The organism is Pseudonocardia parietis (assembly GCF_017876315.1).
GTDB lineage: Bacteria > Actinomycetota > Actinomycetes > Mycobacteriales > Pseudonocardiaceae > Pseudonocardia > Pseudonocardia parietis.
Genome location: NZ_JAGINU010000001.1, coordinates 5,474,454 through 5,500,902, shown reverse-complemented (window position 1 = coordinate 5,500,902; position 26,449 = coordinate 5,474,454). Strand labels below are relative to the sequence as shown.

Annotated in this window: 25 protein-coding genes and 1 pseudogene; 14 read left to right on the top strand and 12 right to left on the bottom strand. The window is 73.6% G+C overall.

Annotation, left to right across the window (positions count from 1 at the left end):
- Window positions 1-8 precede the first annotated feature (8 nt).
- From JOF36_RS25795 to JOF36_RS25780, 4 genes are read right to left on the bottom strand one after another with little or no spacing between them, the layout of a single operon-like run.
- The gene (locus JOF36_RS25795) at window positions 9-815 is read right to left on the bottom strand and encodes an enoyl-CoA hydratase/isomerase family protein (RefSeq protein ID WP_210031645.1); all 807 of its coding nucleotides are present in this window, start codon (window positions 813-815) and stop codon (window positions 9-11) included.
- Window positions 812-2,467: a class I adenylate-forming enzyme family protein gene (locus tag JOF36_RS25790; RefSeq protein WP_210031643.1), complete on the bottom strand. Its 1,656-nt coding sequence runs from the start codon at window positions 2,465-2,467 to the stop codon at window positions 812-814. The genes JOF36_RS25795 and JOF36_RS25790 overlap by 4 nt, the downstream gene beginning before the upstream one ends.
- A 60-nt stretch (window positions 2,468-2,527) precedes the next feature.
- On the bottom strand, window positions 2,528-3,274 hold the full coding sequence (locus JOF36_RS25785; RefSeq protein WP_210031640.1) for an SDR family NAD(P)-dependent oxidoreductase: 747 nt from the start codon (window positions 3,272-3,274) through the stop codon (window positions 2,528-2,530).
- 26 nt (window positions 3,275-3,300) lie between these two features.
- Window positions 3,301-4,449 carry an acyl-CoA dehydrogenase family protein gene (locus JOF36_RS25780; RefSeq protein ID WP_210031637.1) on the bottom strand — a complete coding sequence of 383 codons (1,149 nt, stop codon included), beginning with the start codon at window positions 4,447-4,449 and terminating at the stop codon, window positions 3,301-3,303.
- Between the two features lie 135 nt (window positions 4,450-4,584).
- Between JOF36_RS25780 and JOF36_RS25775 the strand changes: the two genes are divergently transcribed.
- On the top strand, window positions 4,585-5,202 hold the full coding sequence (locus tag JOF36_RS25775; protein WP_307862597.1) for a TetR/AcrR family transcriptional regulator: 618 nt from the start codon (window positions 4,585-4,587) through the stop codon (window positions 5,200-5,202).
- A gap of 23 nt (window positions 5,203-5,225) precedes the next feature.
- On the opposite strand, the gene JOF36_RS25770 is transcribed toward JOF36_RS25775, so the two are convergent.
- A complete protein-coding gene (locus JOF36_RS25770) occupies window positions 5,226-6,017 on the bottom strand; it encodes a tetratricopeptide repeat protein (protein ID WP_210031633.1) in 792 nt (263 codons plus the stop codon).
- A gap of 250 nt (window positions 6,018-6,267) precedes the next feature.
- Between JOF36_RS25770 and JOF36_RS25765 the strand changes: the two genes are divergently transcribed.
- The gene (locus JOF36_RS25765) at window positions 6,268-8,130 is read left to right on the top strand and encodes a primary-amine oxidase (protein ID WP_210031631.1); all 1,863 of its coding nucleotides are present in this window, start codon (window positions 6,268-6,270) and stop codon (window positions 8,128-8,130) included.
- Window positions 8,131-8,160: 30 nt separating this feature from the next.
- Here the strand turns inward: JOF36_RS25765 and JOF36_RS25760 are convergent, their stop codons facing one another.
- Window positions 8,161-8,814 (bottom strand): GOLPH3/VPS74 family protein, encoded by a 654-nt coding sequence (locus JOF36_RS25760; protein WP_210031623.1) that lies wholly within the window; start codon window positions 8,812-8,814, stop codon window positions 8,161-8,163.
- A gap of 141 nt (window positions 8,815-8,955) precedes the next feature.
- Between JOF36_RS25760 and JOF36_RS25755 the strand changes: the two genes are divergently transcribed.
- The gene (locus JOF36_RS25755) at window positions 8,956-10,617 is read left to right on the top strand and encodes an APC family permease (RefSeq protein WP_210031621.1); all 1,662 of its coding nucleotides are present in this window, start codon (window positions 8,956-8,958) and stop codon (window positions 10,615-10,617) included.
- On the opposite strand, the gene JOF36_RS25750 is transcribed toward JOF36_RS25755, so the two are convergent.
- A complete protein-coding gene (locus JOF36_RS25750) occupies window positions 10,592-11,257 on the bottom strand; it encodes a TetR/AcrR family transcriptional regulator (protein WP_210031613.1) in 666 nt (221 codons plus the stop codon). The genes JOF36_RS25755 and JOF36_RS25750 overlap by 26 nt on opposite strands.
- A gap of 280 nt (window positions 11,258-11,537) precedes the next feature.
- Here JOF36_RS25750 and JOF36_RS25745 point away from each other — a divergent pair, with 280 nt between their 5' ends.
- The 8 genes and pseudogenes from JOF36_RS25745 to JOF36_RS41060 all read left to right on the top strand — a co-directional run bounded on the left by JOF36_RS25745 (window position 11,538) and on the right by JOF36_RS41060 (window position 21,052).
- Window positions 11,538-12,740: a cytochrome P450 gene (locus JOF36_RS25745; RefSeq protein WP_210031611.1), complete on the top strand. Its 1,203-nt coding sequence runs from the start codon at window positions 11,538-11,540 to the stop codon at window positions 12,738-12,740.
- 4 nt (window positions 12,741-12,744) lie between these two features.
- A complete protein-coding gene (locus JOF36_RS25740; protein WP_210031609.1) occupies window positions 12,745-13,209 on the top strand; it encodes an RDD family protein in 465 nt (154 codons plus the stop codon).
- Between the two features lie 390 nt (window positions 13,210-13,599).
- Window positions 13,600-14,988, top strand: a complete 1,389-nt coding sequence (locus tag JOF36_RS25735) for a heparan-alpha-glucosaminide N-acetyltransferase domain-containing protein (RefSeq protein WP_245350977.1) — start codon at window positions 13,600-13,602, stop codon at window positions 14,986-14,988.
- A complete protein-coding gene (locus tag JOF36_RS25730; RefSeq protein ID WP_210031607.1) occupies window positions 14,985-16,214 on the top strand; it encodes a sensor histidine kinase in 1,230 nt (409 codons plus the stop codon). The genes JOF36_RS25735 and JOF36_RS25730 overlap by 4 nt, the downstream gene beginning before the upstream one ends.
- 15 nt (window positions 16,215-16,229) lie before the next feature.
- Window positions 16,230-16,904: a response regulator transcription factor gene (locus JOF36_RS25725; protein WP_307862596.1), complete on the top strand. Its 675-nt coding sequence runs from the start codon at window positions 16,230-16,232 to the stop codon at window positions 16,902-16,904.
- 378 nt (window positions 16,905-17,282) lie between these two features.
- The gene (locus tag JOF36_RS25720) at window positions 17,283-19,103 is read left to right on the top strand and encodes an HNH endonuclease signature motif containing protein (RefSeq protein WP_210031605.1); all 1,821 of its coding nucleotides are present in this window, start codon (window positions 17,283-17,285) and stop codon (window positions 19,101-19,103) included.
- Between the two features lie 319 nt (window positions 19,104-19,422).
- Window positions 19,423-19,539, top strand: a pseudogene (locus JOF36_RS25715) (dihydroxy-acid dehydratase domain-containing protein); the annotation flags it as partial.
- A 292-nt stretch (window positions 19,540-19,831) separates the two neighbouring features.
- Window positions 19,832-21,052: an RsbRD N-terminal domain-containing protein gene (locus JOF36_RS41060; protein ID WP_210031603.1), complete on the top strand. Its 1,221-nt coding sequence runs from the start codon at window positions 19,832-19,834 to the stop codon at window positions 21,050-21,052.
- A gap of 25 nt (window positions 21,053-21,077) precedes the next feature.
- On the opposite strand, the gene JOF36_RS25705 is transcribed toward JOF36_RS41060, so the two are convergent.
- On the bottom strand, window positions 21,078-21,260 hold the full coding sequence (locus tag JOF36_RS25705) for a hypothetical protein (RefSeq protein ID WP_210031601.1): 183 nt from the start codon (window positions 21,258-21,260) through the stop codon (window positions 21,078-21,080).
- Between the two features lie 120 nt (window positions 21,261-21,380).
- On the opposite strand from JOF36_RS25705, the gene JOF36_RS25700 reads away from it, so the two are divergent.
- Window positions 21,381-21,968 (top strand): hypothetical protein, encoded by a 588-nt coding sequence (locus JOF36_RS25700; RefSeq protein WP_210031599.1) that lies wholly within the window; start codon window positions 21,381-21,383, stop codon window positions 21,966-21,968.
- Window positions 21,969-21,982: 14 nt separating this feature from the next.
- Here JOF36_RS25700 and JOF36_RS25695 read toward each other — a convergent pair whose 3' ends face one another.
- Complete coding sequence (locus tag JOF36_RS25695) at window positions 21,983-22,264, bottom strand: DUF6343 family protein (protein WP_210031597.1); 282 nt, start codon at window positions 22,262-22,264, stop codon at window positions 21,983-21,985.
- Between the two features lie 157 nt (window positions 22,265-22,421).
- Between JOF36_RS25695 and JOF36_RS25690 the strand changes: the two genes are divergently transcribed.
- The gene (locus JOF36_RS25690) at window positions 22,422-23,000 is read left to right on the top strand and encodes a type 1 glutamine amidotransferase domain-containing protein (protein WP_210031595.1); all 579 of its coding nucleotides are present in this window, start codon (window positions 22,422-22,424) and stop codon (window positions 22,998-23,000) included.
- A gap of 357 nt (window positions 23,001-23,357) precedes the next feature.
- Here JOF36_RS25690 and JOF36_RS25685 read toward each other — a convergent pair whose 3' ends face one another.
- Together JOF36_RS25685 and JOF36_RS25680 are read right to left on the bottom strand one after the other, a co-directional pair.
- Complete coding sequence (locus JOF36_RS25685; RefSeq protein ID WP_210031593.1) at window positions 23,358-23,726, bottom strand: TraR/DksA family transcriptional regulator; 369 nt, start codon at window positions 23,724-23,726, stop codon at window positions 23,358-23,360.
- 60 nt (window positions 23,727-23,786) lie between these two features.
- Window positions 23,787-24,479, bottom strand: coding sequence for a universal stress protein (locus JOF36_RS25680; RefSeq protein WP_210031591.1), 693 nt, complete (start codon window positions 24,477-24,479; stop codon window positions 23,787-23,789).
- A 205-nt stretch (window positions 24,480-24,684) separates the two neighbouring features.
- On the opposite strand from JOF36_RS25680, the gene JOF36_RS25675 reads away from it, so the two are divergent.
- Entirely contained in the window at window positions 24,685-25,482 is a 798-nt protein-coding gene (locus JOF36_RS25675; protein WP_245352589.1) for an SDR family oxidoreductase, read from the top strand.
- Between the two features lie 6 nt (window positions 25,483-25,488).
- On the opposite strand, the gene JOF36_RS25670 is transcribed toward JOF36_RS25675, so the two are convergent.
- Window positions 25,489-26,319: a SigB/SigF/SigG family RNA polymerase sigma factor gene (locus tag JOF36_RS25670; protein ID WP_210031586.1), complete on the bottom strand. Its 831-nt coding sequence runs from the start codon at window positions 26,317-26,319 to the stop codon at window positions 25,489-25,491.
- Window positions 26,320-26,449 lie beyond the last annotated feature (130 nt).

Sequence of the window (26,449 nt, the reverse complement as noted above, 5' to 3'; positions counted from 1 at the left end):
GGTCGCGCTCAGCTCTGGGTGGAGGGGAACTTCGGCGCGCGCTTCTCGCGCAGCGCCGCGGCGCCCTCGACGACGTCCGGTCCCATGAAGCAGAGCATCTCGTAGGCGGCAGAGGCGTCGAACGTCGGTCCGGCGGTGCGCAGCCAGCTGTTCAGCGAGCGCTTGGTCAGCCGGATCGCCTGCTGCGAGCCCGTGGCCAGGGTGTGCGCGACCCGCAGCGACTCGTCGAGCACCTGGTCGCGGGGGAGTGCCTTGGCGACCATGCCGAGGCGCTCGGCCTCGGCGCCGGTGACCATCTCCCCGGTGAGCAGGTAGTAGCGGGCCTTGGCCATCCCGGCCAGCAGCGGCCAGATGATCGCGGCGTGGTCGCCGGCCGACACACCCAGCTTGACGTGCCCGTCGCCGAGCTTGGCGTCCTCGGCGCAGATCGCGATGTCGGCCAGCAACGCCACCACCACGCCCGCGCCGACGGCCACCCCGTTGATCGCGGAGACGATCGGCTTCTCGCAGTTGATGATGTTGTAGACCAGGTCGCTCATCTCGTTGAGCATGTGCGAGACGCGCTCGTGGTCACCCGCCAGCCGCTCGACCATGTCCAGGTCGCCGCCTGCCGAGAACGCCTTCCCGGCACCGGTGATCACCGCGACCCGGGTCTGCGGGTCCTTCGACACGTCGGTCCAGACCCGGGCGAGCTCGCCGTGCAGCTGCTCGTCGGCGGCGTTGTACTTCGCCGGGTTGTTGATCGTGATGAGCAGGACGCCGTCCTCGCGGCGCTCGAAGGCCAGCTGGGAGTAGGTGTTCGGGTCGAGGGTCATCGCTGAACTCCTTCCGGGCGCGCACCCGCGGGCTCGAACAGGCCGCGGGTGTCGTCGTCGGCGGCTTGGGCGGCCGCCTTGTAGTGGATCTTCTTGCCGGTGGCGGTGAGGGGCAGGGTGTCGACGAAGCGGTAGCCGCGCGGACGCTTGAAGTCGGCGAGCATCGGGTGCGCGCGGCAGTGCGCGTCGCAGCCCGCCGTGGTCAGACCGGGATCGGAGCGCACGACGTAGGCCACCACGCGGCGGCCCCACCGCTCGTCCGGCACGCCGACGACCAGCGAGTCCGCGATGCCCGGATGCTGGTTGAGCACCTCCTCCACCTGGGCCGGGTGGACGTTCTCCCCACCGGTCACGAGCATGTCGTCCTTGCGGCCGACGATCGTCACGAACTCGTCGGCGTCCCAGGTCGCGAGGTCGCCGAGCCGGACCCAGCCGCCCGCGAACTTCTCCTGGTCGGCGTCGCCGGTGTAGGCGTAGCCGCCCTTGGGGGAGCGGACCACGACCTCGCCGACCTCGTCGCCGTCCCGGGCGACGACCGCCTCCGGATCCGCCCGGCCGGTGTCGTCGATGCGCACGACGCGGACGTCGTCGTCGGTGCAGGCGCGGCCGGTCGTCCCGGCGTGCTCCGGCAGGTCCTCGGGGCGCAGGAACGTGTTCCAGAACGTCTCGGTGGTGCCGTAGCCGTTGAAGATCCGCGGAGTGAGCACCTCCTGGTAGCGCAGGCACGCCGCCCGCTCCAGCGGAGCGCCCATGGTCACGATCCCGCGCAGCGACGACAGGTCCCGTGGCCGCTCGGTCTGGGCGGCGGCCAGCATCTCCAGGTTGGTCGGCGCACCGATCAGGTAGGTCAGCCCGTGCTCGCCGACCAGGTCGAGAACGCGGTGCGGATCGAACGTGCGCAGCGGCAGCACCCCGGCACCGACGTAGAACGCCGGGTTCGGCCCGCCCGAGTAGAGCCCGCCGCGGTGGAACCACGGCGTCATGTTCAGCGTCAGATCCTCCGGGCCGAGCGGGAAGTGCATGATCACGTCGTGCGCGCTGAACACCTCGACCAGGCTGTTCAGCGGGACGCCCTTGGGCATCCCGGTGGTGCCCGAGGTGTAGAGCCGGGTCGTCTCGTCGTAGGTGGTGCGGCCCGGGTCCGGCAGGGCGTCCCCGGCGCGTTCCAGCTCGCCGATCGGGACGGCGCCGGGCAGCGGCTCACCGTCACCGCAGGCCACGAGCAGCGACGGCCGGTGCGTGGCCAGCTCCAGCGCGTCGCGCACGGTCGCGCCCAGCTCGGTGTCGTAGACGAACACCGTCGGGGCGCTGTCGTCGAGCACGTGCGCGATCTCCCCGGCGGCGAGCCGGAAGTTGATCGGTGAGCCGACCGCGCCCGCCGCCTGGGTGGCCAGGTAGAGCCGGGCGAAGTCGGGGGAGTTGTACAGCTGGTAGGTGACGACGTCGCCGGGCCGGACGCCGGAGGCGAGGAGGCCGCGTGCCAGCGCGTCCACCCGGGTGCCCAGCTCGGCGTAGGTCTCGTGCGCACCCGTCGCCGGGTCGACCAGGGCGGTCCGGCGGCCGAACCGGCGGACGGTGCGCCGGAATCCGGCCAGGTAGGTGAAGTCCTGCTCGAACCACTCACGGAACCCAGTGGGGTCGTAGGTGTACATCGGCTCCTCCTCGTCGAGGGCGACGGTGATCGGGTCGGGTGGGTCGGACCGTCGGGTGGGTCAGACCATCGACAGGCCGCCGCTGACGCTGACGGTCTGGCCGGTCAGGTAGGACGCGTCCGGCGAGGCGAAGAACGCGACGGTGGCAGCCAGGTCCTCCGGCTGGGCGAGCCGCCGGAACGGGATCGCCTTGACCAGTGCGTCGCGCAGCTTGTCGTTGCCCTCGACGACCGAGGCGAACAGTGCGGTGTCGGTCGGTCCCGGGCACACGCAGTTGGCGTTGATCCCGTGCCGGGCGACCTCGCGGGCCAGGGTCTTGGTGAACGAGATGATCCCGCCCTTGGCCGCGGAGTAGACGGCCTCGCCGGACGAGCCGACCCGGCCGGCGTCGGAGGCCAGGTTCACCACGGTGCCGCCGCCCTGTTCGATCATGACCGGCACCACGGCCTGCGAGGTGTGCAGGACGCCGTAGAGGTTGATCTGGATGATCTTGTCCCAGTCGGCGGGGTCGGAGTCGACGAACGGGCCGACCTTGTCCCAGCCGGCGTTGTTCACCAGGACGTCGATCCGGCCGAACGCGCCACGGACCTGCTCCACCATGGCCCGCAACGACTCCGGGTCGGTGACGTCGGCCCGGATCCCGACGGCCTTGCCGCCGATCTCGGCCGCGGTGTCCGTCGCGGTCGCCTCGTCGACGTCGGTGACGGCGACCGAGGCGCCCTCGGCGGCGAGCCGCTCCGCGATCGCGCGGCCGATGCCGCGCCCGGCACCGGTCACGATCGCGGTCCTGTCGTCCATCCTGCCCATCGGGTGTCTCCTCGGAGTCGTTCGTCTCAGGGGGCGAGCTCGCGGCCCACGCGCTGCCGGGCGATCACGAGCTTCATGATCTGGGCGGTGCCGTCGCCGATCTGCAGGCCGAGGACGTCGCGCATCCGCTGCTCGATCGGCAGCTCGGTGCGGTAGCCGTACTGGCCGTGCAGGAGCAGGCACTGGTTGATCTGGTCGTAGGCGGTCTTCGGGGCGAACCACTTGCACATCGCGGCCTCGGCGGTGTGCGGCGCGCCGGTGTCGGCGAGCCACAGTGCGCGGTGACAGAGCGCCCGGGCGGCGGCGAGCAGGGTCTCGGCCTCGGCGAGCGGGAACGAGACGCCCTGGTTGGCCGACAGCGGCCGGTCGAACGCCTCCCGTGTGGACACGTAGCTCCACGTCTCGTCGACGGTCTGCTGCGCGCAGCCGACGCACTGCAGCCCGATCAGCGCCCGGGAGAAGTCGAACCCGGCCATGACCTGGCCGAACCCGCGCCCTTCCGGGCCGAGCAGGTGATCGCCGGGCACGCGCACCCGGTCGAGGTGGACCGCGCCGCGGCCGACCGCGCGGGTGCCCATGTCCGGGTACTGCTCGACGGTCACGCCGGGCCGGTCGAGCGGGACGAGGAACGCGCTGATGTCGCGGCCGCGGTCGGTGGAGTCGCCGGTGCGGGCGAAGACGACGGCCGCGGCGGCGTCGGCGGCGAACGACAGCGACTTCACGCCGTCGAGCACCCAGTCGGTGCCGTCCCGGGTCGCGGTCAGCCGGGGGACACCGGCGTCGGATCCGGCGTGCGGCTCGGTCAGTCCGATCCCGACGATCTGCTCACCGGAACAGATCCGCGGCACCCAGTGCTCGGCGAGCTCCGGGGTCGCGTTGGCGGCGAGGATCTGGCCGGTCAGCGCGCCGACCACGACCAGGTACCCGGCGTTGATGTCACCGCGGCCGATCTCCTCGACGACCAGGCCGGTGGTGAGCCGGTCGGTCCCGCCACCACCGAGCTCGGCGGGCAGCTGCGGCGCGAGGAGGCCCAGGCCGCCCATCTCGCGGCGCAGGTCGGGCTCGATCCGGCCCGCGGCCTCGCGGTCCCGGTAGCCGGGCAGCAGTGTGCTCCTCGCGAACGAGGCCGCCCGGTCGCGGTACGCGCGCTGGGTGTCGCTGGGGGCGAGGTCCACGCCACCGGCTCCTCTCGATGTCGACCCTTGCGTCGAACACTGACCAACATGGCAAAATCTGAACCAATGGTCAATACTCGACTCGCCGGTGGCCCTGGGCGGGGCGGTGCGACACTGAGGTCGGAGGAGGTGCGCGTGACGCAGGCAGGGGCGGAGGCCGAGCCGGTCGGGCGGGTGCAGCGCAAGCGGGACAGGCGGATCCGGCAGATCCTCACCACGGCGGCCGAGCTCGTCGGTGAGCGTGGCTACGAGGACGTGAGCCTCGAGGACGTCGCCGAGCGGCTGGACGTGACCAAGGGGTCGCTCTACTACTACTTCCCCGGCAAGGACGAGCTGATCACCGCGGCGATCGAGACCCTCGGCGACGACTGGAGCACGCGGTTGGAGCGGCTGCCCGCCGGTCGCGAGGGGACTCCCGCGCAGCGGCTGCGGGCGCTGGTCCGCGAGCACGTGTGCATCGCCGTCCGCGAGTACCCGGCGGCGCTACGGCTCTTCCTGGTGCCCAGCACCTGGCCCGACGAGCACCGGACCCGGATCAAGGAGCTGCGCCGCCGGCACGACCGGGTGTTCCGGACCGTGCTCGAGGAGGGGCTGGCGAGCGGGGAGTTCGCGGTGGTGAGCACGGACGCCACGCTCCAGTGCATGCACGCCGCGATGAGTCAGGCCCCGGAGTGGTGCGGCGGCCTGCGTGGCCGGGCGCTGGAGCGCGCACTCGACGAGGTCACCGACACGCTGATGAAGCTGGTCGGCTGAGTTCGCAGCCGCGCGACCCGGGGTCAGGAGACGGCGGGCAGCGGCCCGGACGGGCGGTCGAAGAACGGCCGCCTGCGGCGCTGCTCGCGCCGGTCCGGTGCCGGCACGAGGGGGAGCAGCTCGGTGTCGTCGGCACGGGCGCGCGCGGCCAGCTCTCCGCGGCGCTGCGCGTCCAGGCACTCGGCGAGCAGCTCCCGGACGTCCATCGTCACCGGGTGTGCCGCGCCGAGGAACCGGTCCGCGGTGTCCAAGGTGGACGAGAGCAGGACGGCCGCGCCGCGCAGGTCGCCGGTCTCGCCGCGGGCCTGCGCGAGCGCGGCACGGGACGCGACGGTGCAGGGGTGGGCGTCACCGAGCACGCGGCACCGGCGGGTGACCACGTCCTCGTGCCGGGTGACCGCCTCCTCCGGACGTCCGGTGATCCGGTGTGCGGCGGCGACCGCGTCGGCGGCGGCGAGCGAGGCCGGGTGGTCGGGACCGAACGCCCGCTCGCGGGACGCCAGGTTGCGCGACGCCAGGCCGAGGCCGCGGGTCTCGTCGTCGCCGAGCAGGTAGGCGACGGCCAGGCTGCCCTCGACGACGAGGGTGTCGGGGTCGGCCGGGCCGAGGTCGCGGCGCGCGGCGGCGAGGACCTGCTCCAGCCGGCGGGTCGCGTCGAGCAGACCGTCCTCGTCGTCGGCCCGGCCCGCGCTGCGGACGTCGGTCGCGGCGCGGTCGTGGCGGGCGCGCAGACCGGCCCGCGCACCGGCGGCGCGGTCGTCGACCGCCGCGCTCTCCCGCAGGAACGGGGAGCCGGCGAAAACGCTGTCACTCATGATCGCTCCAGGCCTCCTCGCAGGACGCTTCACCGAACGACAACCCGATCGGCCTACTGAATCGCTACGCAACGTACCGAGAACCGGGACGTCTGCGAACATCGGGGCGACAGTAGAGGCGCAGGTCACACCGGTTCGTGACACTGAGTTGCCATCCGGGGACGCCCGGTCGTGATCGGCGGGGTGTCGGGGCCCGAATGATCCATCGTGGCATCGTCGGCGGCGCACCCGGTACGTCTGGAGAAGCCCGATGACCCACCCGCTGTCCCGGCTGACCGCCGACGAGATCGACGCCGCGCGCGCCCAGCTCGCCGAGCACGACCTGCTCGGCCCCGGCGTGCGGGTACCCGTCCTGGGGCTCGAGGAGCCGAGCCGCGCTGTGGTCGCGGCGCACCGCGACGGCGAACCGGCGGACCGCCGCGTCCGTGCCGTGCTGCTCGACCGGGCGACCGGCGACTCCCGGACCGTGATCGCCTCGCTCACCCGGGCCGTGATCGACGAGCGGATCGAGCACGACCCCGCCACCGACGGCCAGCCGCCGATCACCGGTGAGGAGATGGAGGGCGTCGACGCGATCGTCAAGGCCGACCCCGCCTGGCGCGACGCGATGGCGAAGCGCGGGATCGACGACGTCTCGCTCGTGGCCGCGTGCCCGCTCTCGGCCGGCTCGTTCGACCTGCCGGGCGAGCGGGGGCGCCGGATGCTGCGGGTGCTGTCGTTCCTGCAGCACCGGCCGGACGACAGCCCGTGGGCGCACCCGGTCGACGGCGTCGTCGCCTATGTGGACCTGCTGGAGCGCAAGGTGATCGAGCTGATCGACACCGGTGTCGTCGCCGTCCCGCAGGAGGAGGGCAACTTCGGTGACGGGCCCTACCGGGAGACCCGGAAGCCGCTGCACGTCACCCAGCCCGAGGGGCCGAGCTTCACGGTGTCCGACGACGACGTCGTCGCCTGGGAGGGCTGGCGGTTCCGGGTCGGGTTCGACCCGCGCGAGGGGCTCGTCCTGCACCAGCTGTCCATCCAGGACCGGCCGGTGGCGCACCGGGTGGCGGTCGCGGAGATGGTCGTCCCGTATGCCGACCCGGGTCCCGTGCGGTTCTGGCAGAACTACTTCGACGCGGGCGAGTACCTGCTCGGTCAGCAGGCCAACTCCCTGGAGCTGGGCTGCGACTGCGTCGGCGAGATCCACTACTTCGACGCCGTCGTCGCCGACCCGGACGCCCGGCCGCGCACCATCCGCAACGCGATCTGCCTGCACGAGGAGGACGACGGCGTCCTCTGGAAGCACACCGACGTCTTCACCGGCAAGCAGGTCGTGCGCCGGCGCCGGCGCCTGGTGATCTCGTTCTTCGCCACGATCGGGAACTACGACTACGGCTTCTACTGGCACCTGCACCAGGACGGGGCGATCGAGCTGGACGTCAAGTCCACCGGCGTCGTGTTCACCGGCGCCTACGACGACCGCGCGTCGCGGTGGGCGACCGAGATCGCACCGGGCCTGGGCGCGCCGTACCACCAGCACCTGTTCTGCGCCCGGCTCGACCTGACCGTCGACGGTCCGGCCGGCCGGGTGGACGAGCTGGACGTGCGACGGCTGCCGGTCTCCGCCGAGAACCCCTACGGCAACGCGTTCGAGCGGTCGGTCACCCCGATCACCTCCGAACGCGACGCCGGCCGGGTCGCGGACCGCGGCGCCGGCCGGGTCTGGCGGGTGTCGTCGGCGCAGCGGCGCAACCGGCTCGGCGAGCCGACCGCGTACGTGCTCGAGCCCGAGGACGGCCCGACCCTGCTGGCCGACGACTCCGCGTCGATCACCGCGCGTGCCGCGTTCGCGACGAAGCACCTCTGGGTGACCGCCTACGACCCGGACCGTCGCTACCCGGCAGGGGAGCTGGTCAACCAGCACGCCGGGCACGCGGGGCTGCCGCAGTGGGTGGCCGAGGACCGGGGCGTCGACGGTGCCGAGCTGACCCTGTGGCACACCTTCGGGGTCACGCACTTCCCGCGGCCGGAGGACTGGCCGGTGATGCCGACGGCGTCCTGCGGTTTCCGCCTGACACCGTCCGGCTTCTTCGACCGGAACCCGACCCTGGATGTCCCGCCCGGGCACTGAGCCCGCGCCGTGGCAGGGCGGAGGGTGTCGTCAGCGGCGGACCGCGACGCTGACGGCGGCGGCGGTCTCGGCCAGCCCGGCCTGCAGCCGGGCGAGTGGCTCCGGGAAGTGCTGGGCGGCGTCCTGGGCGAGGCTGCGCGCCGTGGCGCGGTCGACCTCGGGCTCCAGCAGGCGCTCGACACCGAGTGCGGCGATCACCGCGAGGGTGACCGCGCCGTCCAGGGTGAAGGTGGCGGGGTGCCGGATCATGCTGCGCAGCGCGGTGCCCGGGGCGCGTGCCGCGGGTGGGTCCGCGATGGCCAGCCGGGGCCTGCGGCGGCCGAGCAGGCTTCGTTCGGAGGTCTGCACCAGGACACCGCGCTGCACGAGATCGTTGCGGACGGCGTCGAGCAGCGGGCCGCCGAGCGCGTCGATCCAGGCACGGACCGGATGCGACCGGGGTTCGTGCGCGATGCTGTCGAGGACCAGGGTCGCGGCCTCCCCACCGGCGGGGCGGGTCGGGCCGGGCCGGGTGGCGACGACCCGGTGCTCCGGGTCGACGCTCAGCGCGCCCACGGCCACCAGGTCTGCGAGCTGGGCACCGACCAGCCCGCAGGCGAGCAGGTCCGGTGCCAGCCCGGAACGGCCGGCGGCCTCGTCGAAGGCGATCAGGAACACACCGTTCGCGAGCGCATCTTGCTCCACGTCATAACCCCCGGGGACTCACACTCGGTAATCGGTCAAGCGCATAACGCGAGTGCTTTTGTTCCTATTGCGAACAGCTTGTCACTCCACGCTATCATTTTGCACCGTCGAACAATTCCTCTGAAGATCTTGGAGCCGCGCATGTCGGCAACCGCGACATCCGACCGGCAGGTCCCCGGCCTGCGGCGGCGTCGTCTCGGTGTGGTGCATCTGGTGTTCTTCACCGTCGCCGCATCCGCCCCGCTCACCGTGCTCGCCGGTGGGGTCACCACCGCCTACGCGGTGAGCGGCAACCAGGGCGTGCCCCTCGCGTTCCTCGGTGTCGCCGCGGTGCTCGTCCTGTTCGCGGTCGGCTACGCCGCGATGAGCCGTCACGTCGCGAATGCCGGAGCCTTCTACTCCTATCTCGCTCGCGGGCTCGGCCGTCCGGCCGGTGTCGCGGGTTCGTTCGTCGCGCTGGTCGGCTACAACGCGATCCAGATCGCGCTCTACGGCCTGTTCGGCGCGGCGATGTCGGACTTCGTCGCCGGTGTCGCCGGGCTGCGGCTGCCCTGGTGGAGCTGGGCGCTGCTGGCGATGCTCGCCGTCGGCCGGCTCGGGATGCTGCGGGTCGACCTGAACGCCCGGGTGCTGGCGGTGCTGCTCATCGTCGAGGTCATCGTCGTCGTCGCGTTCGACATCGTCGGGTTCACCGGGCCCGCCGAGGGCACGGTGCCGCTCGAGCCGCTGATGCCGGCAACGCTGTTCGCGGGCGGGATCGGTGCGGTCGTCGCGTTCACCGTGGCGTCGTTCACCGGGTTCGAGTCCGGTGCGATCTACTCCGAGGAGGCCCGCGACCCGCGCACCACGGTCGCCCGCGCGACGTTCATCGCCGTGACCTTCACCGGCGTGTTCTACGCGCTCTCGGCCTGGGCGATGGTCGCCTCGACCGGGCCGTCGCAGCTACAGGCGCGCGCCGCGGCGGAGGGGCCCGGCCTGGTGTTCGCGCCGCTGGCCGAGGCGTTCGGGCCGGTGGTCGCCGACATCGCCACCCTGCTGATGCTCACCAGCGTGTTCGCGGCGCTGCTCAGCTTCCACAACAGCGTCGCCCGCTACCTGTTCGCCCTCGGCCGCGATCGGGTGCTGCCCGAGGTGCTGGCCACCGTCGGCGCGCGCTCCGGCGGCCCGGTCGCGGGCTCGCTGGCCCAGTCCGCGCTGGCGCTGGTGGTCGTGATCGGGTTCGCGGTGGTCGGGGCGGACCCGATGCTCGCGCTGTTCAGCTGGTTCTCCGGACTCTCCGCGCTCGGCGTCGTCCTGCTGATGGCCGGTACGTCCGTCGCCGTCATCGGGTTCTTCCGGCAGCACCGGTCCGCGCCGGCGTCGCTGTGGGCGCGGCTGATCGCCCCGGCGCTCGCGGCGGTGCTGCTCCTGGCGATCCTCGTGGTGCTGGTCGGCAACTTCGACGCGCTGCTCGGGAGCGACCCGACCTCGCCCGCCCGCTGGGTGCTACCCGGTGTCGTGCTGCTCGCCGCGCTGGCCGGCGCGGGCTGGGCGCTGCAGCTGCGGCGTTCCCGACCCGAGGTCTACGCCGGAATCGGCGGCGGCGCGCCTGCCCCGGACGGTGTCGCACCCGACGCCGGCGCGCCTGCGGTCTACCGCCGTCGCAGCGGCGAGACCGGGCCGGCCGACTGGTCCGGTGCCGGGACCGCGGAGCCGGCCGACGACGCCACGTCGGAGGAGGGGGACACCACGGTGTTCACGATGCCCGGTTCTCCTCGCGAGGAGGAGACCACCGAGTTCAAGCGTCCCGACCTGCGGGACTGACCGGGGCCGTCCACACCCCGACGATCGCGTCGACCAGGCCGGTCGCGGCGTCCGCCCAGGACGCCCGGGGTGTGGGCAGGCCGTCGGCGAGTGCCCGCTCGCGCTCGGCGAAGTGGTGCACGAGCAGCTGGCGGCAGATGTCGGCGCGTTCGAGGCGGACCTCGACCGGCATCACGTCCAGGCAGCTGCCCAGCCCGTCGAGCACGGCGGTCAGCGTCGGCGACGTGAGCGACTCGGCGACCATGATCTCGCGCAGCGCCGGGTCGGTCATCACCTGGGCGCCGAACCGGGCGTACCAGGTCGGCGGCCCGGCCGCGGCGAGGTGCTCGGCGCCCGGCCGGACCAGGGCGTCCACCCAGTCGCGCACGCCCGGGGCCGGCCCGAGCGCGGCCACCATCGCCTCGCGCCGGGCGTCCACCGCACCGGCGTGCCTGCGGATGAGCGCACGGACCAAGTCGGTCTTGGTGCCGAAGTGGTAGCCGACCACGGTGTTGTTGCCCTGCCCGGCGGCCTCGGCGACCGCGCGGTTCGACACGGCGTGCACGCCGTGCTCGGCGAACAGCCGCTCGGCCGCGTCGAGGATGCGTTCCCGGGTCTCCGCCGCGCGGTCCGTCCGGCGTCCCCGGTCCACCCTGTGCATGACACTCCCATCGCCGCCCGCTCGCCGCCCGCCCGCCGCCCGCCCGCTCGCTCGCCGCCCGCGGTACCGAGGAAAGCGCATCGACTTGCGTTCAGTCAATTGACTGACTTACCGTCGGGCCGTCCGCGCCGGTGTCGCAGGAGTGTGCATCGTCCCGTTCGCCGGCCGCTCCGGCGGGCGCGCCCCCACCGCCGCGCACCGCCGCGCACCGCCGCGAACGGCCTCGACGACATGACACGGGCGGTCGGACCGACCGAACCCGACGTCCACGGAGGACACCGTGACCACCACAGAGGACCCTCGGCCGATCGAGCTGCGCCGCGACGGCTTCGGTCCCGCGCCGGACGCGGAGGCGCTGCGCGAGCAGCCCGGCGTCGCCCGGGTCCCGACACCGTTCGGCCCGGCCGCCCGGCTGCTGACCCGGCACGCCGACGTCCGCCGGATGCTCGGTGACGCCGGGACGTTCCGCAACGGCTGGACGCCGCAGGACCTGACGGACGGGCCGCGCCGGGACCCCCGCCAGCTCTCCGGGGACCGTTCCGGCAACCTGCTCTCCCTCGACCCGCCCGACCACACCCGCCTGCGCCGGCTGCTCACCCCGGAGTTCACAGTGCGCCGGATGCGCCGGCTCGAACCCCGGATCGTGGAGATCGTCGACGACCACCTCGACGCCGTGGCGCGGCTCGGACCGCCTGCCGACCTGGTCGCGCACTTCGCGCTGCCCGTCCCGTCGCTGGTGATCTGCGAGCTGCTCGGGGTGCCGCCGGCCGATCAGGACGAGTTCCAGACCCGCACCGCCCGCCAGCTGGACATGACCCTCGGCGAGCAGGAGCGGACGGCACTCGCCGCCGAGGCACTGGCCTACATGCAGGACCTGGTGGCGAGGGCCCGCTGCGCACCCGGCGAGGACCTGCTCGGGATGCTGATCCGCGAGCACGCCGACGCGATGTCCGACGCGGAGCTCGTCGGGATCGCGAACCTGCTGCTCGTCGCCGGGCACGAGACGACCTCGAACATGCTCGCCCTCGGCACACTGGCCCTGCTGCGCCATCCCGCGCAGCTCGCGCTGGTGCGCGACGACCCCGACGCCGTCCCGGGTGCCGTCGAGGAGCTGCTGCGCTGGCTCTCGATCGTCAACTCCGGCTCGCCCCGGCTCGCGACCCGCGACGTCGAGATCGACGGCAGCACGATCCGGGCGGGGGAGCTGGTGCTGTTCAACCTGCCCGCGGCCAACCGGGATCCCGCCGTGACCGACGACCCGGACCGGCTCGACGTGACCCGCCGGGCGACCAACCACGTCGCGTTCGGGCACGGCATCCACCACTGCCTCGGCGCACCCCTGGCCCGCGCCGAGATGCGGGTGGCCTTCCCCGCGCTGCTGCGCCGGTTCCCGGACCTGCGCCTGGCCACCGGCGAGAACGGTGTCGCCTGGGCGAGCCACAAGGCGATCTTCGGTCTGGAGGAGCTCCCGGTGGCCTGGTGAGCCGGTGCCCCGAGACGTGGAGCAACGCATCACGACGCCCGACACGACCGTCGCCGGGAGGCTGCCGGCCTCGATCCCGTACCGGCTGCTGCAGGGTGTCGTGGATCTGTTCGTCGTGGTGGTGGCCGCGACGGCGTCGTTCTGGCTCGTGCCGGACACCGGCCCGGCCGGTTCGCCCGTGGCGCTGACCCCGTGGGACGGCGTGCATCCGGTCCCGTTCGTGCTGCTGCTCGTCCTGCTGCCCGCTCTGACCGGCCGGACGATCGGGATGTGGCTGCTGGGATTGCGGGTGCGCAGTGTCGACGACGGTGGCCCGGCGGGTTTCTGGCAGCACGTGTTCCGTGGGCTCGTGCTCCCGATCGACCTGGTGTTCCTCGGTCTGGTCGGCATCGTGTCGATGCTGCTCGGCCGGCGCACCCAGCGACTCGGGGACCGGCTGACCGGCACGGTCGTCGAACCCGTCGACTGACTCTCTCTGTGTGTGTGACTCGCCCACCAGGTGAGCGAGTCTCCGCGGGCACCATCTGCCGAGCCCGGACGCTCGCACTCCACGGCTGACCACGTACGACGTACCGGGATCGTCGCGAGTGGAGTGAGAGCGACGGGCAGCGTCGCTTCGGCTCCACACACAGCGATCATGACCGTCGAACAGTCGCGTCCAGGCGTCCAGGCGTCCAGGCGTCCAGGCGTCCCGCCCGGTGAGCCGCGCTCGACGGCACGAGCCCGCCCCTCTCTGTCACGGCCGTGTCGTCCCACCCCGTGCGGATACGCCCGTCCGCCGCTCCGACCGTGGTCGGAGGCGCAGGATCCACCGCTGCTCCGACGCGCCGGGACCGGGTCCGGCGAGATCGTCTACTCCATGACCACGCTCGACCCGGCCGCCGCCGGCCACCCCGCCGTCACCGCGGCCGGGCGGTTCAAGGCCGTTCCCACACGCACCCCGCCACCCGCCCCGGCCCCCGGTGCCGCTGCGTCTCCCGGCGCGGCCGGCCCGGCCGGTCTCGTGCGCCCCGGTGCCGTCATATCCACCGGCCGACCGTGGACTACCGGCCGCCACCGGACCGGCACGGGCCCTCCCGGCCGCACCCGGCTCACCGGCGTCGACGCCGCGCGCGGCCTCGCCGTCCTCGGGATGATCGTCGTCCACGTCGCCACCGCCGATGCTTCGGCCGGGCTGTGGCAGCTCGTGAACGGCCGCGCCGCCGTCCTGTTCGGACTGCTCGGCGGGGTGTCGCTGGCCCTGCTCGTCGCGCCGGTCCTGGGCTCGGACGACTCCGGTGTCCGGTCGCGGCTGCGCCGCCGGGTCGCGGTGCGCGCGCTGCTGCTGGTCGGACTCGGGCTGGTCCTGGCCGCGGTGAGCACCGGGCCGATGGTGATCCTGGTCGTCTACGGCGTCGAGTTCCTGCTGGTGCTGCCGCTGCTGTTCGCGAGGCCGGTGGTGCTCGCGATGATCGCTGCGGTGTGGGCGGTGGCCGGGCCGCTGCTGTCGTTCGCGCTGCGCTCGGTCCTGCCGGGGCCGCGCAACGACGCCGGGCAGCTGCTGCTCGGCAACGTGATGCACGCGTCCGACCTCACCTCGGCGGCCGGGCTGGTGCGTGCACTGGACACCGTGCTGCTCTCCGGGGCCTACCCGGTCCTGACCTGGATGCCGTTCCTCCTGCTGGGCATGGCGATCGGTCGGCTCGACCTGCGCGCGTGTGCGGGCCGGCTGCTGGCCGGGGGCCTGGCGGGGGCCACGATCGGGTACGGGGGATCATGGCTCGCCATGGACGTGCTCGGCGGGCGGCAGGCGCTGCTCCGGGCTGTCGAGCCGATGTCCGCGGTGCTCGGGATGCCGCCCGCGGGCGTGCTGGAGATCGTGGGTGCCGGGTCCTACGGCACCGTCCCGACCACGACGCCGACCTGGCTGCTCACCGCCATACCGCACAGCGGCAGCCCGTTCGACGTCGTCGGCGCCTCCGGCATCGCGGTCGCGGTACTCGCCCTGTGCCTGCTCGCCGCTCGCGCCCTCGGGGGCCTGCTCGAGCCGCTCGCGGCCACCGGCGCACTCGCCCTGACCCTCTACACCGGACACATTGTCGCGCTGGCGCTCGTCGGTGACACGCCGCAGACGACGCCGTGGGCGACCACTGCGGCGTTCTGCGCGGTCGCCGTCCTGCTCGCGACCGGCTGGCGGGGTCTCGTCGGCCGGGGGCCGCTCGAGTCGCTGGTGCACAGCGTCTCGACCCGCGCGGCGGGTGCGCGGTGAACGCCGCCGAGGAGCCGATGCTGGTCGAGCGGTTCGCCATGCTGTGCCGCCGAAACCCGATCGTCGTCGACGCCGTGCTCGCCGCGCTCCTGCTGTGGATCGCGATCAGCTGGACGCTCGAGGGAAGGGTTCCCCGAGCGATGCAGGCAGCGGCGCTGGTCGTCGCGGTGCTGGCGGCGGCGCCGGTGGTGTTCCGCCGCACGCACCCGATCCCCGCGGCCGTCGCCACCGCCGTCGTCGCCGGGGTGGCGCAGCTGGCGATCGTGGGGACGGCGGCGGTGATCCTGCTGCCCGCGCTCGTCATGGGCTACTCGGCGATCGCCTACGGTCCCCGCTGGGCCGGTGCGGCGGCGTTCCTGCTGCTGCTGTCCGGTGCGACCGTCCGATCGGTGGTGCAGCTGCTGACCGAGCCCGTCGGCCCGGACCACTCGCTGGTGCTGCTCTGGCTGATCGGCTCGGCGCTGGGCATCGCCGCAGGCGTGTGGCTGGCAGGCTCACTGCGCCGGGCGTCGTTCCGGCACACCGAGGGCCTGCGCGAACGCGCCCGGCTGCTGGAGGAGAGCCGGCGCCAGGAGGTGCGGATCGAGCTGCTCGCCGAGCGTTCCCGGATCTCCCGGGAGGTGCACGACGTCGTCGCGCACTCGCTGTCCGGGATCATCGCCCAGGCCGACGGCGGCCAGTTCGCCGCGCAGCGCGACCCGGCCAGGGCGGTCGAGGTGCTCGCCGGGATCGCCGACACCGGCCGGGAGGCGCTGGGTGACGTCCGCGGGTTGCTGGAGATGCTGCGTGACTCCGGTGTGGACGACGAGGGCCCGGATGCGGCGGGGCGACCGCAACCCGGTACCGACGACGTCCCGGCGCTGGTCGAGCAGGTCCGCGCCGGCGGTCTGCGGGTCGACCTGGAGACCACCGGGACGCCCCGCCCGATCGCCACCGGCCCCGGCCTCACCGCCTACCGGGTGGTGCAGGAGGCTCTGACCAACGTGATCAAGCATGCCGGGCCCGGCACACCGGCCCATGTCCGTCTGGAGTGGACCGACGACGAGCTGGTCGTCCGGGTCCGCGACGAGGGCGCCCGCCACCCCGTCCCGCGACCGCCCCGCGGCGGGCACGGGCTGACCGGCATGCGCGAGCGGGCCGCCCTGCACGGCGGCTCCGTCGAGACCGGCCCACACCCGGACGGCGGGTGGGCCGTGCGGCTGCGGCTGCCACTGACGACACAGTGAACCGTGAGGAGACCCGTGACCGACCCCGTCCGACTGATGCTGGTCGACGACCAGGAACTCGTCCGCGCCGGCTTCGCGATGGTGCTCGACTCGTGTGACGACCTCACCGTCGTCGCCCAGGCCGGGGACGGCGAGCAGGCACTCGCCGAGCTCGATCGCACCGACGTCGACGTCGTGCTGATGGACGTCCGGATGCCGCGCCTGGACGGCATCGAGGCCACCCGGCGGGCGCTCGCCGCGCATCCGGGGCTGAAGGTCCTCGTGCTGACGACCTTCGACCTCGACGAGTCGGTGACTGCGGCGATCGGGGCCGGGGCGAGCGGCTTCCTGCTCAAGGACGTGCGACCGCAGGGACTGATCGACGCCGTGCGTACCGTCCACAGCGGGGACTCGGTCGTCGATCCGGTGTCGACCCGTCGCCTGCTGCGGGCCACCGCGCCGTTGCTGTCCACGCCGGAACCCGCCGCCGGGGCTCCGGACGCGCAGGCCACGCTCGCCGAACTCACCCCGCGCGAGCGGGAGGTGCTGACGCTGGTCGGCGGTGGCCGGTCGAACGCCGAGCTCATGGCAGAGCTGGTCGTTTCCGAGGCCACGGTCAAGACCCACGTGGGACACCTGCTGGCGAAGACACAGTGCCGCGACCGCGTCCAGCTGGTCGCCCTGGCGTTCCGCGCAGGCCTGGTGACCTGACCGTGCGGATCGTCGCCGACCTCCACACCTGACTCCGCAGCCGGAACGGGTGGTGCGGAGCCTGAGTCCGCGTTCCGCGGAACGCACTCGATGCTCCCGATCCGCGGGCCGGGCGCTCGAACCTCGGTCGTGACGGTTGTAGGCGGCCCGGCGCGTCATTCGCCGACAGCGCACCGGCGGCCGGGCTGTCGCGATCCCGGATGGTGGGCGCTCTTCCCCGCCTCGCGGCGCGCACCCACCGTCGGGTCGATCGGCTCCGGAGCGGGACGGAGCGGAGCGGATCGGGTCGGGTCGGGTCGGGTCGGGTCGGGCGAAACTGTCGTACCCGCCTGCCACACTTCGGATCGAACAGCAGTTCGATCACCCGGAGGTGTCGCGATGCCCATCGTCACCGATCCAGCCGCCGAATCGCCTGACCCGGCGCCCGTCCTGAACCTGCCAGACCTGGAATCGGAACTGCTCGGTCTGGCTGGGCACATCGCCGCCGCCGAATGCCGGTTCCTGCAGTTGCTGGCCGAGTTCGACGAGCGTGGTGGCTGGGCGGGCGTCGGTGTCCGTTCGTGTGCGCACTGGTTGTCGTGGCGGGCGGGGATGAGCCTGCGGACCGCGACCGAGCACCTACGGGTCGCCCGTGCCCTGACCAACCTCCCTCGTATCACCGCCGCGTTCGCCGCCGGCCGGATCTCCTACTCGAAGGTCCGCGCGATCACCCGGGTGGCCGGCTCGGACACCGTTGTCCACGACGACATCGCCGCCACCGCCACCACCACTACCGACGCCACCACCACCGCCGGCGACGCCACCGCCACCGGCGACGCCACCGCCACCGACGCGACTACCATCGCCGCCGCGTCCGGCACCTCGGGCAGCTCCGCAGGCAGTACGGGCGCAGGCAGTACGGGCGTTGAAGGCAGTGCGGGCAACGGGGGCAGTGCGGGCAACGGGGGCAGTGCGGACAACGGGGGCAGCGCGGACAACGGGCGCAGCGCGGACAACGCGGAGAGGGCAGGCAACGAGGGTGGCGCGGGCAATGCGAGTGGTGGGGGCAGCGTCGACGTCGACGTCGACGTCGACGTCGACAACGCTGCCGACCACGCTGCCGGCGGGGCCGCGGGCGGTGGTGCCTCCGAGGGGCGTGCGGGTCCGGGGAGCACGGCCTCGACCGCCGTACCCGTCGACCCGGAGAGCGCGGAGCAGATCCTTCTGGAGCTGGCCCTGTCGGGAACAGCGAGCCATGTCGAGACCGTCGTACGCGCGGTTCGCCGGCGCCGGACACCGCCTGCCGACATCGCCGCCCGCCGATCCCTGAGCTGGTATCACGACGCCGACGGTTCCGTGGTCCTGCGGGGCCGCTTCACCCCGGAGGACGGCGCCGTCCTGATCGCCGCGATCGAGGCCCGCGTCCCGCCACGGGTACCGGTGCCGGCACCGGTCGAGCACCCGGTCGCCACCCCGCCGCAGGATCTCGACCAGTGCGCTCTCGAACAGGAACCGGGCCCGGTGACGGACCGGGTCGCGGCCCGGCGCGCCGATGCGCTGCTGGAGCTGGCCGGCCGGCAGGACGACACGTCCGGGCCGGTGGTCGGGCGCGGCACCGCTCAGGTCGTGGTCCATCTCGATGTCACCGCCGGGACCGCCCAGGTGGCGAGCGGCCCCGAGCTCCCGGCGGCGACCGCGCAGCGTCTGGCGTGCGACGCCCGTGTCCAGGTCCTTCTCGAGGACCGCGCGACGAACCGGCTCTACCTCGGTCGTGCCCGTCGCCTGGCCAGCCCGGCACAGATCGCCGCGCTCACCGCCCGCGACAGCGCCGATGGCGGTGGCTGCCAGTTCCCCGGCTGTGACCGCACCCGTCACCTGCATGCACATCACGTCCGGCACTGGCTTCGCGGCGGTCCGACCGATGTGGACAATCTCGTGCTGATCTGCGGGTTCCATCACCGGCTGATGCACGACCACGACTACCGGATCGGGCAGCGGCCAGGGGGCGGCTGGGACGTGTACCGGCCGGACGGAACCCGCGTCGCCCCCACCGCAGAGCCGTTGAGCGGTGGCGCCGAAGCGCTGATCGAGATGAACACCCGGGCCCGGCTGGAGATCGACCGCACCAGCCTCACTCCGGACTGGTACGGCGACCGCCTCGATCCGGCTCCGATCCTCGATGCTCTGCTCCCTCCGCGCCCCGCCCCGATGGCCGCCTGAAATGGACCCCGCTGACCAGGGACCCCGCTGAACAGGGGCATCGCTTCGAACAGGGACCCGGCTGAACAGGGACCCGGCTGAACAGGGGCATCGCTGAACAGGGGCGTCGCTCGAACAGGGGCACTGCCCGAACAGGGGTACGGCCCGAACAGGGGTACCGCCCGACCGAGGCATGGCTCGAGCAGGGCATGGCTCGAGCAGGGCATGGCTCGAGCAGGGCATGGCTCGAACAGGGGCATGACGCTCGAGCGGCGCGTTCGCCCCGCGTTCCGCGGAACGCGGTCGGGGCTCGCTGGGCGCGGGGCTGCTCGATGCAGAAACGGGCGGCGTGCCCGCCATGTGCGACGGCATCACCCAGGGCCGCGCCGGCATGGAGCTGTCGCTGTTCTCCCGCGACGTCATCGCGATGTCGACCGCCGTCGCGCTCTCGCACGACAACTCCGAGAGGCCCGGGGATCCGCCGAGCAACGCGTGCCTCGCGTTCCGCGGAACGCGTCGAGGCCCGCTGGGGCCGGGACCGTTCGAGGCAGGAACTCCGCGGATCCGCGGGGATCCGCCCGAGGAACACGTGCCCGGGCCGGGAGGTGCGTCTCGACCGGAGCCGGCCACTCGCGACTCCGAGGTCCGGACGGCCCGATCTCGCGGGCCCGCGCTCGGCCCCGGCTCAGGCCCCGCCCCCGGGCCGGCCCCGGGAGATCGGGTGCTCGGGCGCGCTACCGTCTCCGTCCGTGCCCCCGGTGTCCGACACACTCGCCCGTCTCGCCGGCGCGGTCCGGGACGACTCCGGGTCCCTCACCGAGCGCGTCCTCGCCGAGATCGACGCCGGGCTGCCCGACCTGGGCCGTGATCCCCGGGTTCGTGAGCTGCTGGTCGCGACGATCGAAGGTTCCCTGGACGGCGCGCTCACCGTGCTCACCGGCGGCGGGGACCCGGACGACGCGCCCGTCCCGGCGGCTGCGACCGACATCGCTCGCCGGCTGGCTCAGCAGGGCGTAGCGGTCACCGTGCTGCTGCGCGCGTACCGGCTCGGGCAAGCGGCGTTCCAGCAGGTGCTGATCTCCCGGATCGCGTCGGCGGGCCTCGACGCGGACGAACTCGCGGCGGCCGTGCGGGAACTGTCGTCGGTGGCGTTCGGCTACGTGGACCGGGTCTCGGAGGACATGGTCGCCGTCCACCAGTCCGAGCGGGACGGCTGGGTGCGTCGCCGCGACGCGGCCCGGCTGGCCATGGTGGACGCCGTGCTCGCCGGCCGCGGCGGGACGGCCTCCGAGGTGGAACGGACGCTCGGGCATCCGGTGACGGGCGAGCACCTTGCCGCGGTGTTCTGGTCCGCGCCCGGCGTCGCCGACCCGGGGCGAGCCCTGGAACGCGCGGTCGCGGCGGCGGGGGAGGCACTCGGGTGCCCACGGCCACCGCTTGTCGTCGCGCCGGACGGGGCGACGCTGTGGGCCTGGTACCCCGTACCGGCGGCCCGGGACGTCGAACTCGAGCAGGAAGAGGTGTTCGCGGCGTTCGGCACCCCGGAGCACGACCTCGACGGGTTCCGCCGCTCGCACCGACGCGCCCGGCAGGTCCAGGCGGTCGTCGCCGCGGCCGCGCCGGCTGCCCGGCGCGCGGTGACGACGGCGGCGTCCCTCGGGCCGCTGCTGCTGCTCGGCGGTGACGTCGAGCTGCTGGGCTCGTGGGTGCGGGAGGTCCTGGGTGATCTCGCGGCCGATGACGAGCAGCACGAGCGGTTGCGCGACACCGTGGGTGCCTATCTGCGCGCGGGCGGCAGCCTCGCCGCCGCTGCCGCGGAGCTGCACCTGCACAAGAACTCGGTGCAGTACCGGTTGCGCCGCGCCGAGGAGGCCCGGGGACGAGCGCTCTCGGAGGGACGCCTCGACGTCGAGGTCGCCCTGCTGGCCTGCCGCACGCTGGGCACCGTCGTCCTGCATCCGGCCGACTGACACCGGGACGGGCGGGCGGATGCGGTCAGCGCGCGGTCGCCGGGGGACAGCGGGTCTGGCGGGCGCGGGGGAGGGGGCCGAACGGGAGCACGGTGGCCCAGCCGTCGTCGACGGTCGGGGAGGCGCAGTGTGGGCAGTGGACGCCGGGGAGATCGTCGTGGCGGATCGCGCGGCACAGCGGGACGACGTCGGCGAGCTGGTCGGGCATCGATGCACCTCCGGACCACGATGTCCTGTGTGCGGGCCAGGTTACCGGCCCGGGCAAGCGCGCCCGTCCAGCGGAACAGCAGGTCGCCGACTCACCCGTACCCCGCTAGCGTATGTGGACATGAGCCGGTCCATGGTCGCGCGCACCGTGGCCTGGTGCGTGGGCGTCCTGCTGGCGGCCGGCGGGCTGCTGGCAACGGTCGTCCTCGGGTTCGGCGCGTTCCTCGGCCCGGCCGAGGCACAGGCGGGCAAGGAGCTCGACGGCCCCGCCGCGGACGCGCGGGAGTTCGCGCGGCTCGCCGCCACCGACCCCGGGGCGGCGCTCCGGTCCTGCGCCCCGGCGCGGGCGACCGACTTCGACGCGCTCGCCGGTGCGTTGCCCGCCGGTGCCGTGGCTGCCGACGAACGCTACGTCGTCCCCGATGAAGGCCTGGCCCTGCTCGCCGCCCCGGTGGTCGGCGAGGACCTGGCCGAGAGCGACGGCGACCGCGCGGTCTGGGCGTACGGCCGGGCGGGTTTCGCCGCCGTCACCGACGACGCCCGCGCGCTCACCCCGGACCTGCCCGGCCCGCAGCTGTACGGCCTCGACTCCGAGGCACCCGCCGTCATCCGGGCCGCGACGTGCGTCGAGGCGGCACAGCGGGTCGGCGGGGCGTCCCCGGACGACGGGCCGGCCGTGCCGACCGGTACCCGTCAGCCGGGCGGCTGAGCAGAACGGCGAGATCAGCCGGGCTCACCGCGGCGCTTGCGGTACAGGATCCAGATCAGATCGACGAGCGCGACGACCGCGATCACCGCGAGCACCACGGCGAACCAGGTGATTCCGGCCGTCGCCGCGAGTACGGCGCCGACGGCTGCGACGACGAACCCGAATCCGGCGAGCACCGCGCGCAGGGTGAGCGCGCTGTGGGCCGGTGGCGCGCCGCCGATCCCCGCCGTGGGGTCGTGGTGGTCGGGCAGACCCTGCCGGTAGCCCTCGCGGCGCCGTTCCCGCTCGGCGTTCATCGGTACCTCCTCGATCGTGCCGGTACCGGACGGGTACCCGGCGCCGGCGCAGGCACACCGCGGCGTGACGGGGTCGGCCGGCGGGATTGGAGCGCGCCCCAGCGGGAAGCCGAGGGAGGTCCCCGATGAGGCATCGACAAGAACGGAGGAACCCACGGTGGCGAACGAACTCCAGGGACGGACGGTCGCGATCCTGGCCGCGGACGGTGTGGAGCAGGTGGAGCTGACGCGCCCTCGCGAGGAGCTGCGCAAGGCCGGGGCCCGGGTCGAGCTGGTCTCCCTGTCGACCGACCCGATCCAGTCGATGAACAGCGACATCAACCCGGCCGAGAAGTTCGAGGTCGACAGGGCGGTCGGCGACGTCTCCGCCGACGACTACGACGCGCTCGTACTGCCCGGCGGCACCGTCAACCCGGACAACCTGCGGGTGGACGAGAAAGCGGTCGGCTTCGTCCGGGCGTTCTTCGCCGCGGGCAAGCCGGTCGGCGCGATCTGCCACGGCCCGTGGACGCTGGTCGAGGCCGACGTCGTCCGGGGACGGACGCTGACGTCGTACCCGAGCATCCGGACCGACCTGCGCAACGCCGGCGCGACCGTCGTCGACGAGCAGGTCTGCACGGACGAGGGTCTGGTGACCAGCCGCAACCCGGACGACCTCGACGCGTTCTGCGCGAAGATCATCGAGGAGTTCGCGGAGGGCAGGCACCGGGTGCACCCCGAGGGCGCGACCGCGTAGTCCGGACCGGCCGGTCCGGGCCGGCGAGGTAGCCCGGACCGGCGAGGTAGCCCGGACCGGCGAGGTAGCCCGGACCGGCGAGGTAGCCCGGACCGGCGAGGTAGCCCGGACCGGCGAGGTAGCCCGGACCGGCGAGGTAGCCCGGACCGGCGAACGGCTCGGGCCGGCGAGATAGCCCGGATCGGCGAGCGGCCCGGACCGGCGAGGCAACCCGGACCGCCGAACGGCCCGGATCCCGAGGAGGTGGATCCTCGGGGTCCGGGCCGTACTCGTCCGCGCTCGGTTCTCGTGCCCCCTGTGCTCGTCCCGCCCTGTGCTCGCCCCGCTCGGTTCCCGACCCGCTCGATTCTTGACGGCTCAGCTCTCGACCGGGCCGGGCATCTGCCGGTCGTCCTCGGGGTGCTCGCGGCAGCGGTCGGTCTCCGGACGGATCTCCAGGCGCTCGTCGTCGATCTCGGCGCCGCAGACGGCGCACCGCCCGTACTCGCCCCGGTCCAGCCGGGCGAGCGCCTCCTCCACCCGCTCCCGGCGCCCGCGCAGGGTGTTCACCGTGAGGTCGTGGTCCATGGACTCCGTGGCGCGGGAGCCGGAGTCCCCGAAGTCCGTGCCCGCGGCCAGGCGATCCGCATCCGGTCCGGCGGGCGCGTCCTCGGTGGCCAGATCGGCGGTCTCCGCCGTCCAGGCCAGTTCCTCGTGCAGCAGGGTCCGTGCCCTCTCGGGGTCCATCGGTGCTCCTCTCGTCGTGCGCTCACGGCCGGCATCGGGCCTCCGGTCACCGTCGATCGGTCAGTCGGTGTCGGCCGCCGGGCCGTCCGGGATCACCACGACCGGGCAGGATGCGTGTCGCAAGCAGTCCTGCACGGCCGATCCGACGGCGCTGAGCGGGCCGCGCCGGCGGTTGCCGAGCACGAGCAGCTGTGCGTCGCGGGACCGTTCGGCCAGGACCGTGCCCGGGCGGCCGCGTTCGACCACCCGCTCCACCCCGTCCGTCATGCCGGCGCCGCGCAGGGTGTCGTCCAGCATCCGCTCCGCGTCGGACTGCCTGCGGTGACCACCGCGCGCACCGATGGGGGACGTCTGTACCGGCTCCTGCCACGTGGTCACCGCGACGATCCGGGCACCAACGCCCACCACACTGCGCGCCCAGGTCAGCGCGGCCGTCGATGCGGGCGTGCCGTCGACGCCGACGACCACGGTCCCGGTCACCGGCGCGACCGCTCCGGACGGGTCCGCGCCCGGTTCCGGTGACCGGTACCGCCCGGCTTCGGGCAGGTCGGGGGCAGGGTCGTGCTCCGGGCCGGCGGGGGCCGCGCCGTCGCCGTCGCCGTCGCTCGAGGCGGGTGGTCGGCCGGGGCGCTCGGGGAGCACGTCCGGCGAGGCCGCTGCCCCGGGGCCCGGACGCGGGTCCGGGGCCATCCGGTCGACGTGGTCGTGCGGGTGCAGGTCGGCCTGCCCGCGGCCGGATTCACCGTGTCGCACGGTTCACCTCCAGTGTCGGTTCCGGTGCGTGGTTACCCGCAGACGCCGTACGGAATCCCCGATGACCGCATCCGGCCCGAGCGCCCCGGCCGCCGTTTGCCGCGCCGGGTCCGGGGGTAGCCGCGTCACCAACCGACACGAGGGAGCACGCGTGACCGACAGCCCGCCCGCCCAGCAGCAGACCCCACCCGGGAGCACCGGCGAGATGGAGCCGCATCCCCGCGACGAGATGCGCGACTACCGGGGGCGCGGCCTGCTCGACGGCACCGTCGCCCTGGTGACCGGGGGCGACTCCGGCATCGGCCGTGCGGTCTCGGTCGCTTTCGCGAAGGAGGGCGCGGACGTCGCGGTGGCCTACCTGACCGAGCACGCCGATGCCGAGCACACCGCGGAGCTGGTACGGGCGCAGGGACGCCGGTGCCTGCTGCTGCCCGGCGACCTCGGCGACGCCGCGCACTGTTCGCAGATCGTCGGCCGTACCGTCGAGGAGCTCGGCCGGCTGGACACACTGGTCAACAACATCGCGACCCAGGAACCGTACGACTCGTTGTCGGAGATCTCCGACGAGAAGTGGCTGCGCACCTTCGAGGTGAACGTGCACAGCTTCTTCCGCGTCACCAGGGCCGCGCTGGACCATCTGCCCGACGGTGGCGCGATCATCAACACCGGGTCGGTCAACGGGTTGCGGGGCAACAAGTCCCTCATCGACTACTCGGCCACCAAGGGCGCCGTGCAGTCGCTGACGTACTCGCTCGCGCAGTCGCTGACACCGCGTGGGATCCGGGTCAACTGCGTCGCACCCGGCCCGGTGTGGACGCCGCTGATCCCGGCGACGATGCCCGAGGGGAAGGTCGAGGGCTTCGGGGAGCAGGTCCCCATGGGCCGGCCGGCCGCTCCGGACGAGATCGCCCCGTCCTACGTGTTCTTCGCGGCTCCGGCGCTGTCGTCGTACTACACCGGGGAGGTGCTCGCCCCGGTCGGTGGGGAGACGATGCCCGGCTGAGCGTCGTCAGTCGTGCTCGGTGAGCTGCTCACGGAGCTGCGTCAGCGTGCGCGACAGCAGGCGGGACACGTGCATCTGCGAGATGCCCAGCTGTGCCGCGATCTGCGACTGGGTGCTGTCACCGAAGAACCGCATCATCAGGATCCGCCGCTCCCGCTCGGGCAGGGCGCCGATCACCGCGTGCAGTTCCGCACGGTGCGCGGCGACCTCGAGGCCCGGGTCCTCGCCGCCGATCAGCTCGCCGAGCGGGGTGCCGCCGCCGTCCCCGCCGCCGTCTCCGGACCCGTCCCCGGTGCGCGCGTCCAGCGAGCGGGCGTGGTGCGAGTCGAGCGCGCCGAGGGCGTCGATCACCTCGTCGGTGGTCACATCCAGTTCGCGGGCCAGTTCGGACGGCCGCGGCGCCCGGCCCAGGCGCTGCCCGAGCGTGTCGGCCGTGCTCCGGACCCGGACGGCGAGGTCCTTGAGGTCGCGCGGCACCCGGACGGCCCAGGACCGGTCCCGCAGATACCGCTTCATCTCGCCGCGGATGCTCGGCACCAGGAAGCCGAGCGGGCCGCCGGTCGCGGCCGCCGGGTCGTAGCGGTCGATGGCCTTGACCAGGCCGAGCATCCCTGCCTGCTCGATGTCCTCGGCGCTGTTCCCGCCCTGGGCGAACCGCCGGGACAGGTTGCGCACCAGCGGGCGGAACTCCCGGATGACGTGCTCGCGCAGCGCCCGGCGGTCCGCGTCCGCGACGGGGGTGGCGGCGAGCTGTTCCAGGACCGGGACGAGGTGGTCGTAGCCGTGCCGGCCGTCGCGGGTGGGGGCGGTCGCAGTGGGACGGGTGCGGGTGCGCATGGACTGCCTCGCCTTCGCCTACGGCTGATGCGGGGTCCGCTGCGTGCTGAACGGATCGAGCCACGGTTCTCCGAACGGGGCGTGGAACCGGGACCGGCCACGGTAGCCGTCGTGATCGAGCGGGACAACC

Excerpts from the sequence above, each read along its gene's own strand:
- JOF36_RS25795 (WP_210031645.1), bottom strand. The coding sequence starts at position 815 with ATGACCCTCGACCCGAACACCTACTCCCAGCTGGCCTTCGAGCGCCGC.
- JOF36_RS25790 (WP_210031643.1), bottom strand. The coding sequence starts at position 2,467 with ATGTACACCTACGACCCCACTGGGTTCCGTGAGTGGTTCGAGCAGGAC.
- JOF36_RS25785 (WP_210031640.1), bottom strand. The coding sequence starts at position 3,274 with ATGGGCAGGATGGACGACAGGACCGCGATCGTGACCGGTGCCGGGCGC.
- JOF36_RS25770 (WP_210031633.1), bottom strand. The coding sequence starts at position 6,017 with ATGAGTGACAGCGTTTTCGCCGGCTCCCCGTTCCTGCGGGAGAGCGCG.
- JOF36_RS25765 (WP_210031631.1), top strand. The coding sequence starts at position 6,268 with ATGACCCACCCGCTGTCCCGGCTGACCGCCGACGAGATCGACGCCGCG.
- JOF36_RS25755 (WP_210031621.1), top strand. The coding sequence starts at position 8,956 with ATGTCGGCAACCGCGACATCCGACCGGCAGGTCCCCGGCCTGCGGCGG.
- JOF36_RS25750 (WP_210031613.1), bottom strand. The coding sequence starts at position 11,257 with ATGCACAGGGTGGACCGGGGACGCCGGACGGACCGCGCGGCGGAGACC.
- JOF36_RS25735 (WP_245350977.1), top strand. The coding sequence starts at position 13,600 with ATGACCACGCTCGACCCGGCCGCCGCCGGCCACCCCGCCGTCACCGCG.
- JOF36_RS25720 (WP_210031605.1), top strand. The coding sequence starts at position 17,283 with ATGCCCATCGTCACCGATCCAGCCGCCGAATCGCCTGACCCGGCGCCC.
- JOF36_RS25705 (WP_210031601.1), bottom strand. The coding sequence starts at position 21,260 with ATGCCCGACCAGCTCGCCGACGTCGTCCCGCTGTGCCGCGCGATCCGC.
- JOF36_RS25700 (WP_210031599.1), top strand. The coding sequence starts at position 21,381 with ATGAGCCGGTCCATGGTCGCGCGCACCGTGGCCTGGTGCGTGGGCGTC.
- JOF36_RS25695 (WP_210031597.1), bottom strand. The coding sequence starts at position 22,264 with ATGAACGCCGAGCGGGAACGGCGCCGCGAGGGCTACCGGCAGGGTCTG.
- JOF36_RS25685 (WP_210031593.1), bottom strand. The coding sequence starts at position 23,726 with ATGGACCCCGAGAGGGCACGGACCCTGCTGCACGAGGAACTGGCCTGG.
- JOF36_RS25675 (WP_245352589.1), top strand. The coding sequence starts at position 24,685 with ATGGAGCCGCATCCCCGCGACGAGATGCGCGACTACCGGGGGCGCGGC.
- JOF36_RS25670 (WP_210031586.1), bottom strand. The coding sequence starts at position 26,319 with ATGCGCACCCGCACCCGTCCCACTGCGACCGCCCCCACCCGCGACGGC.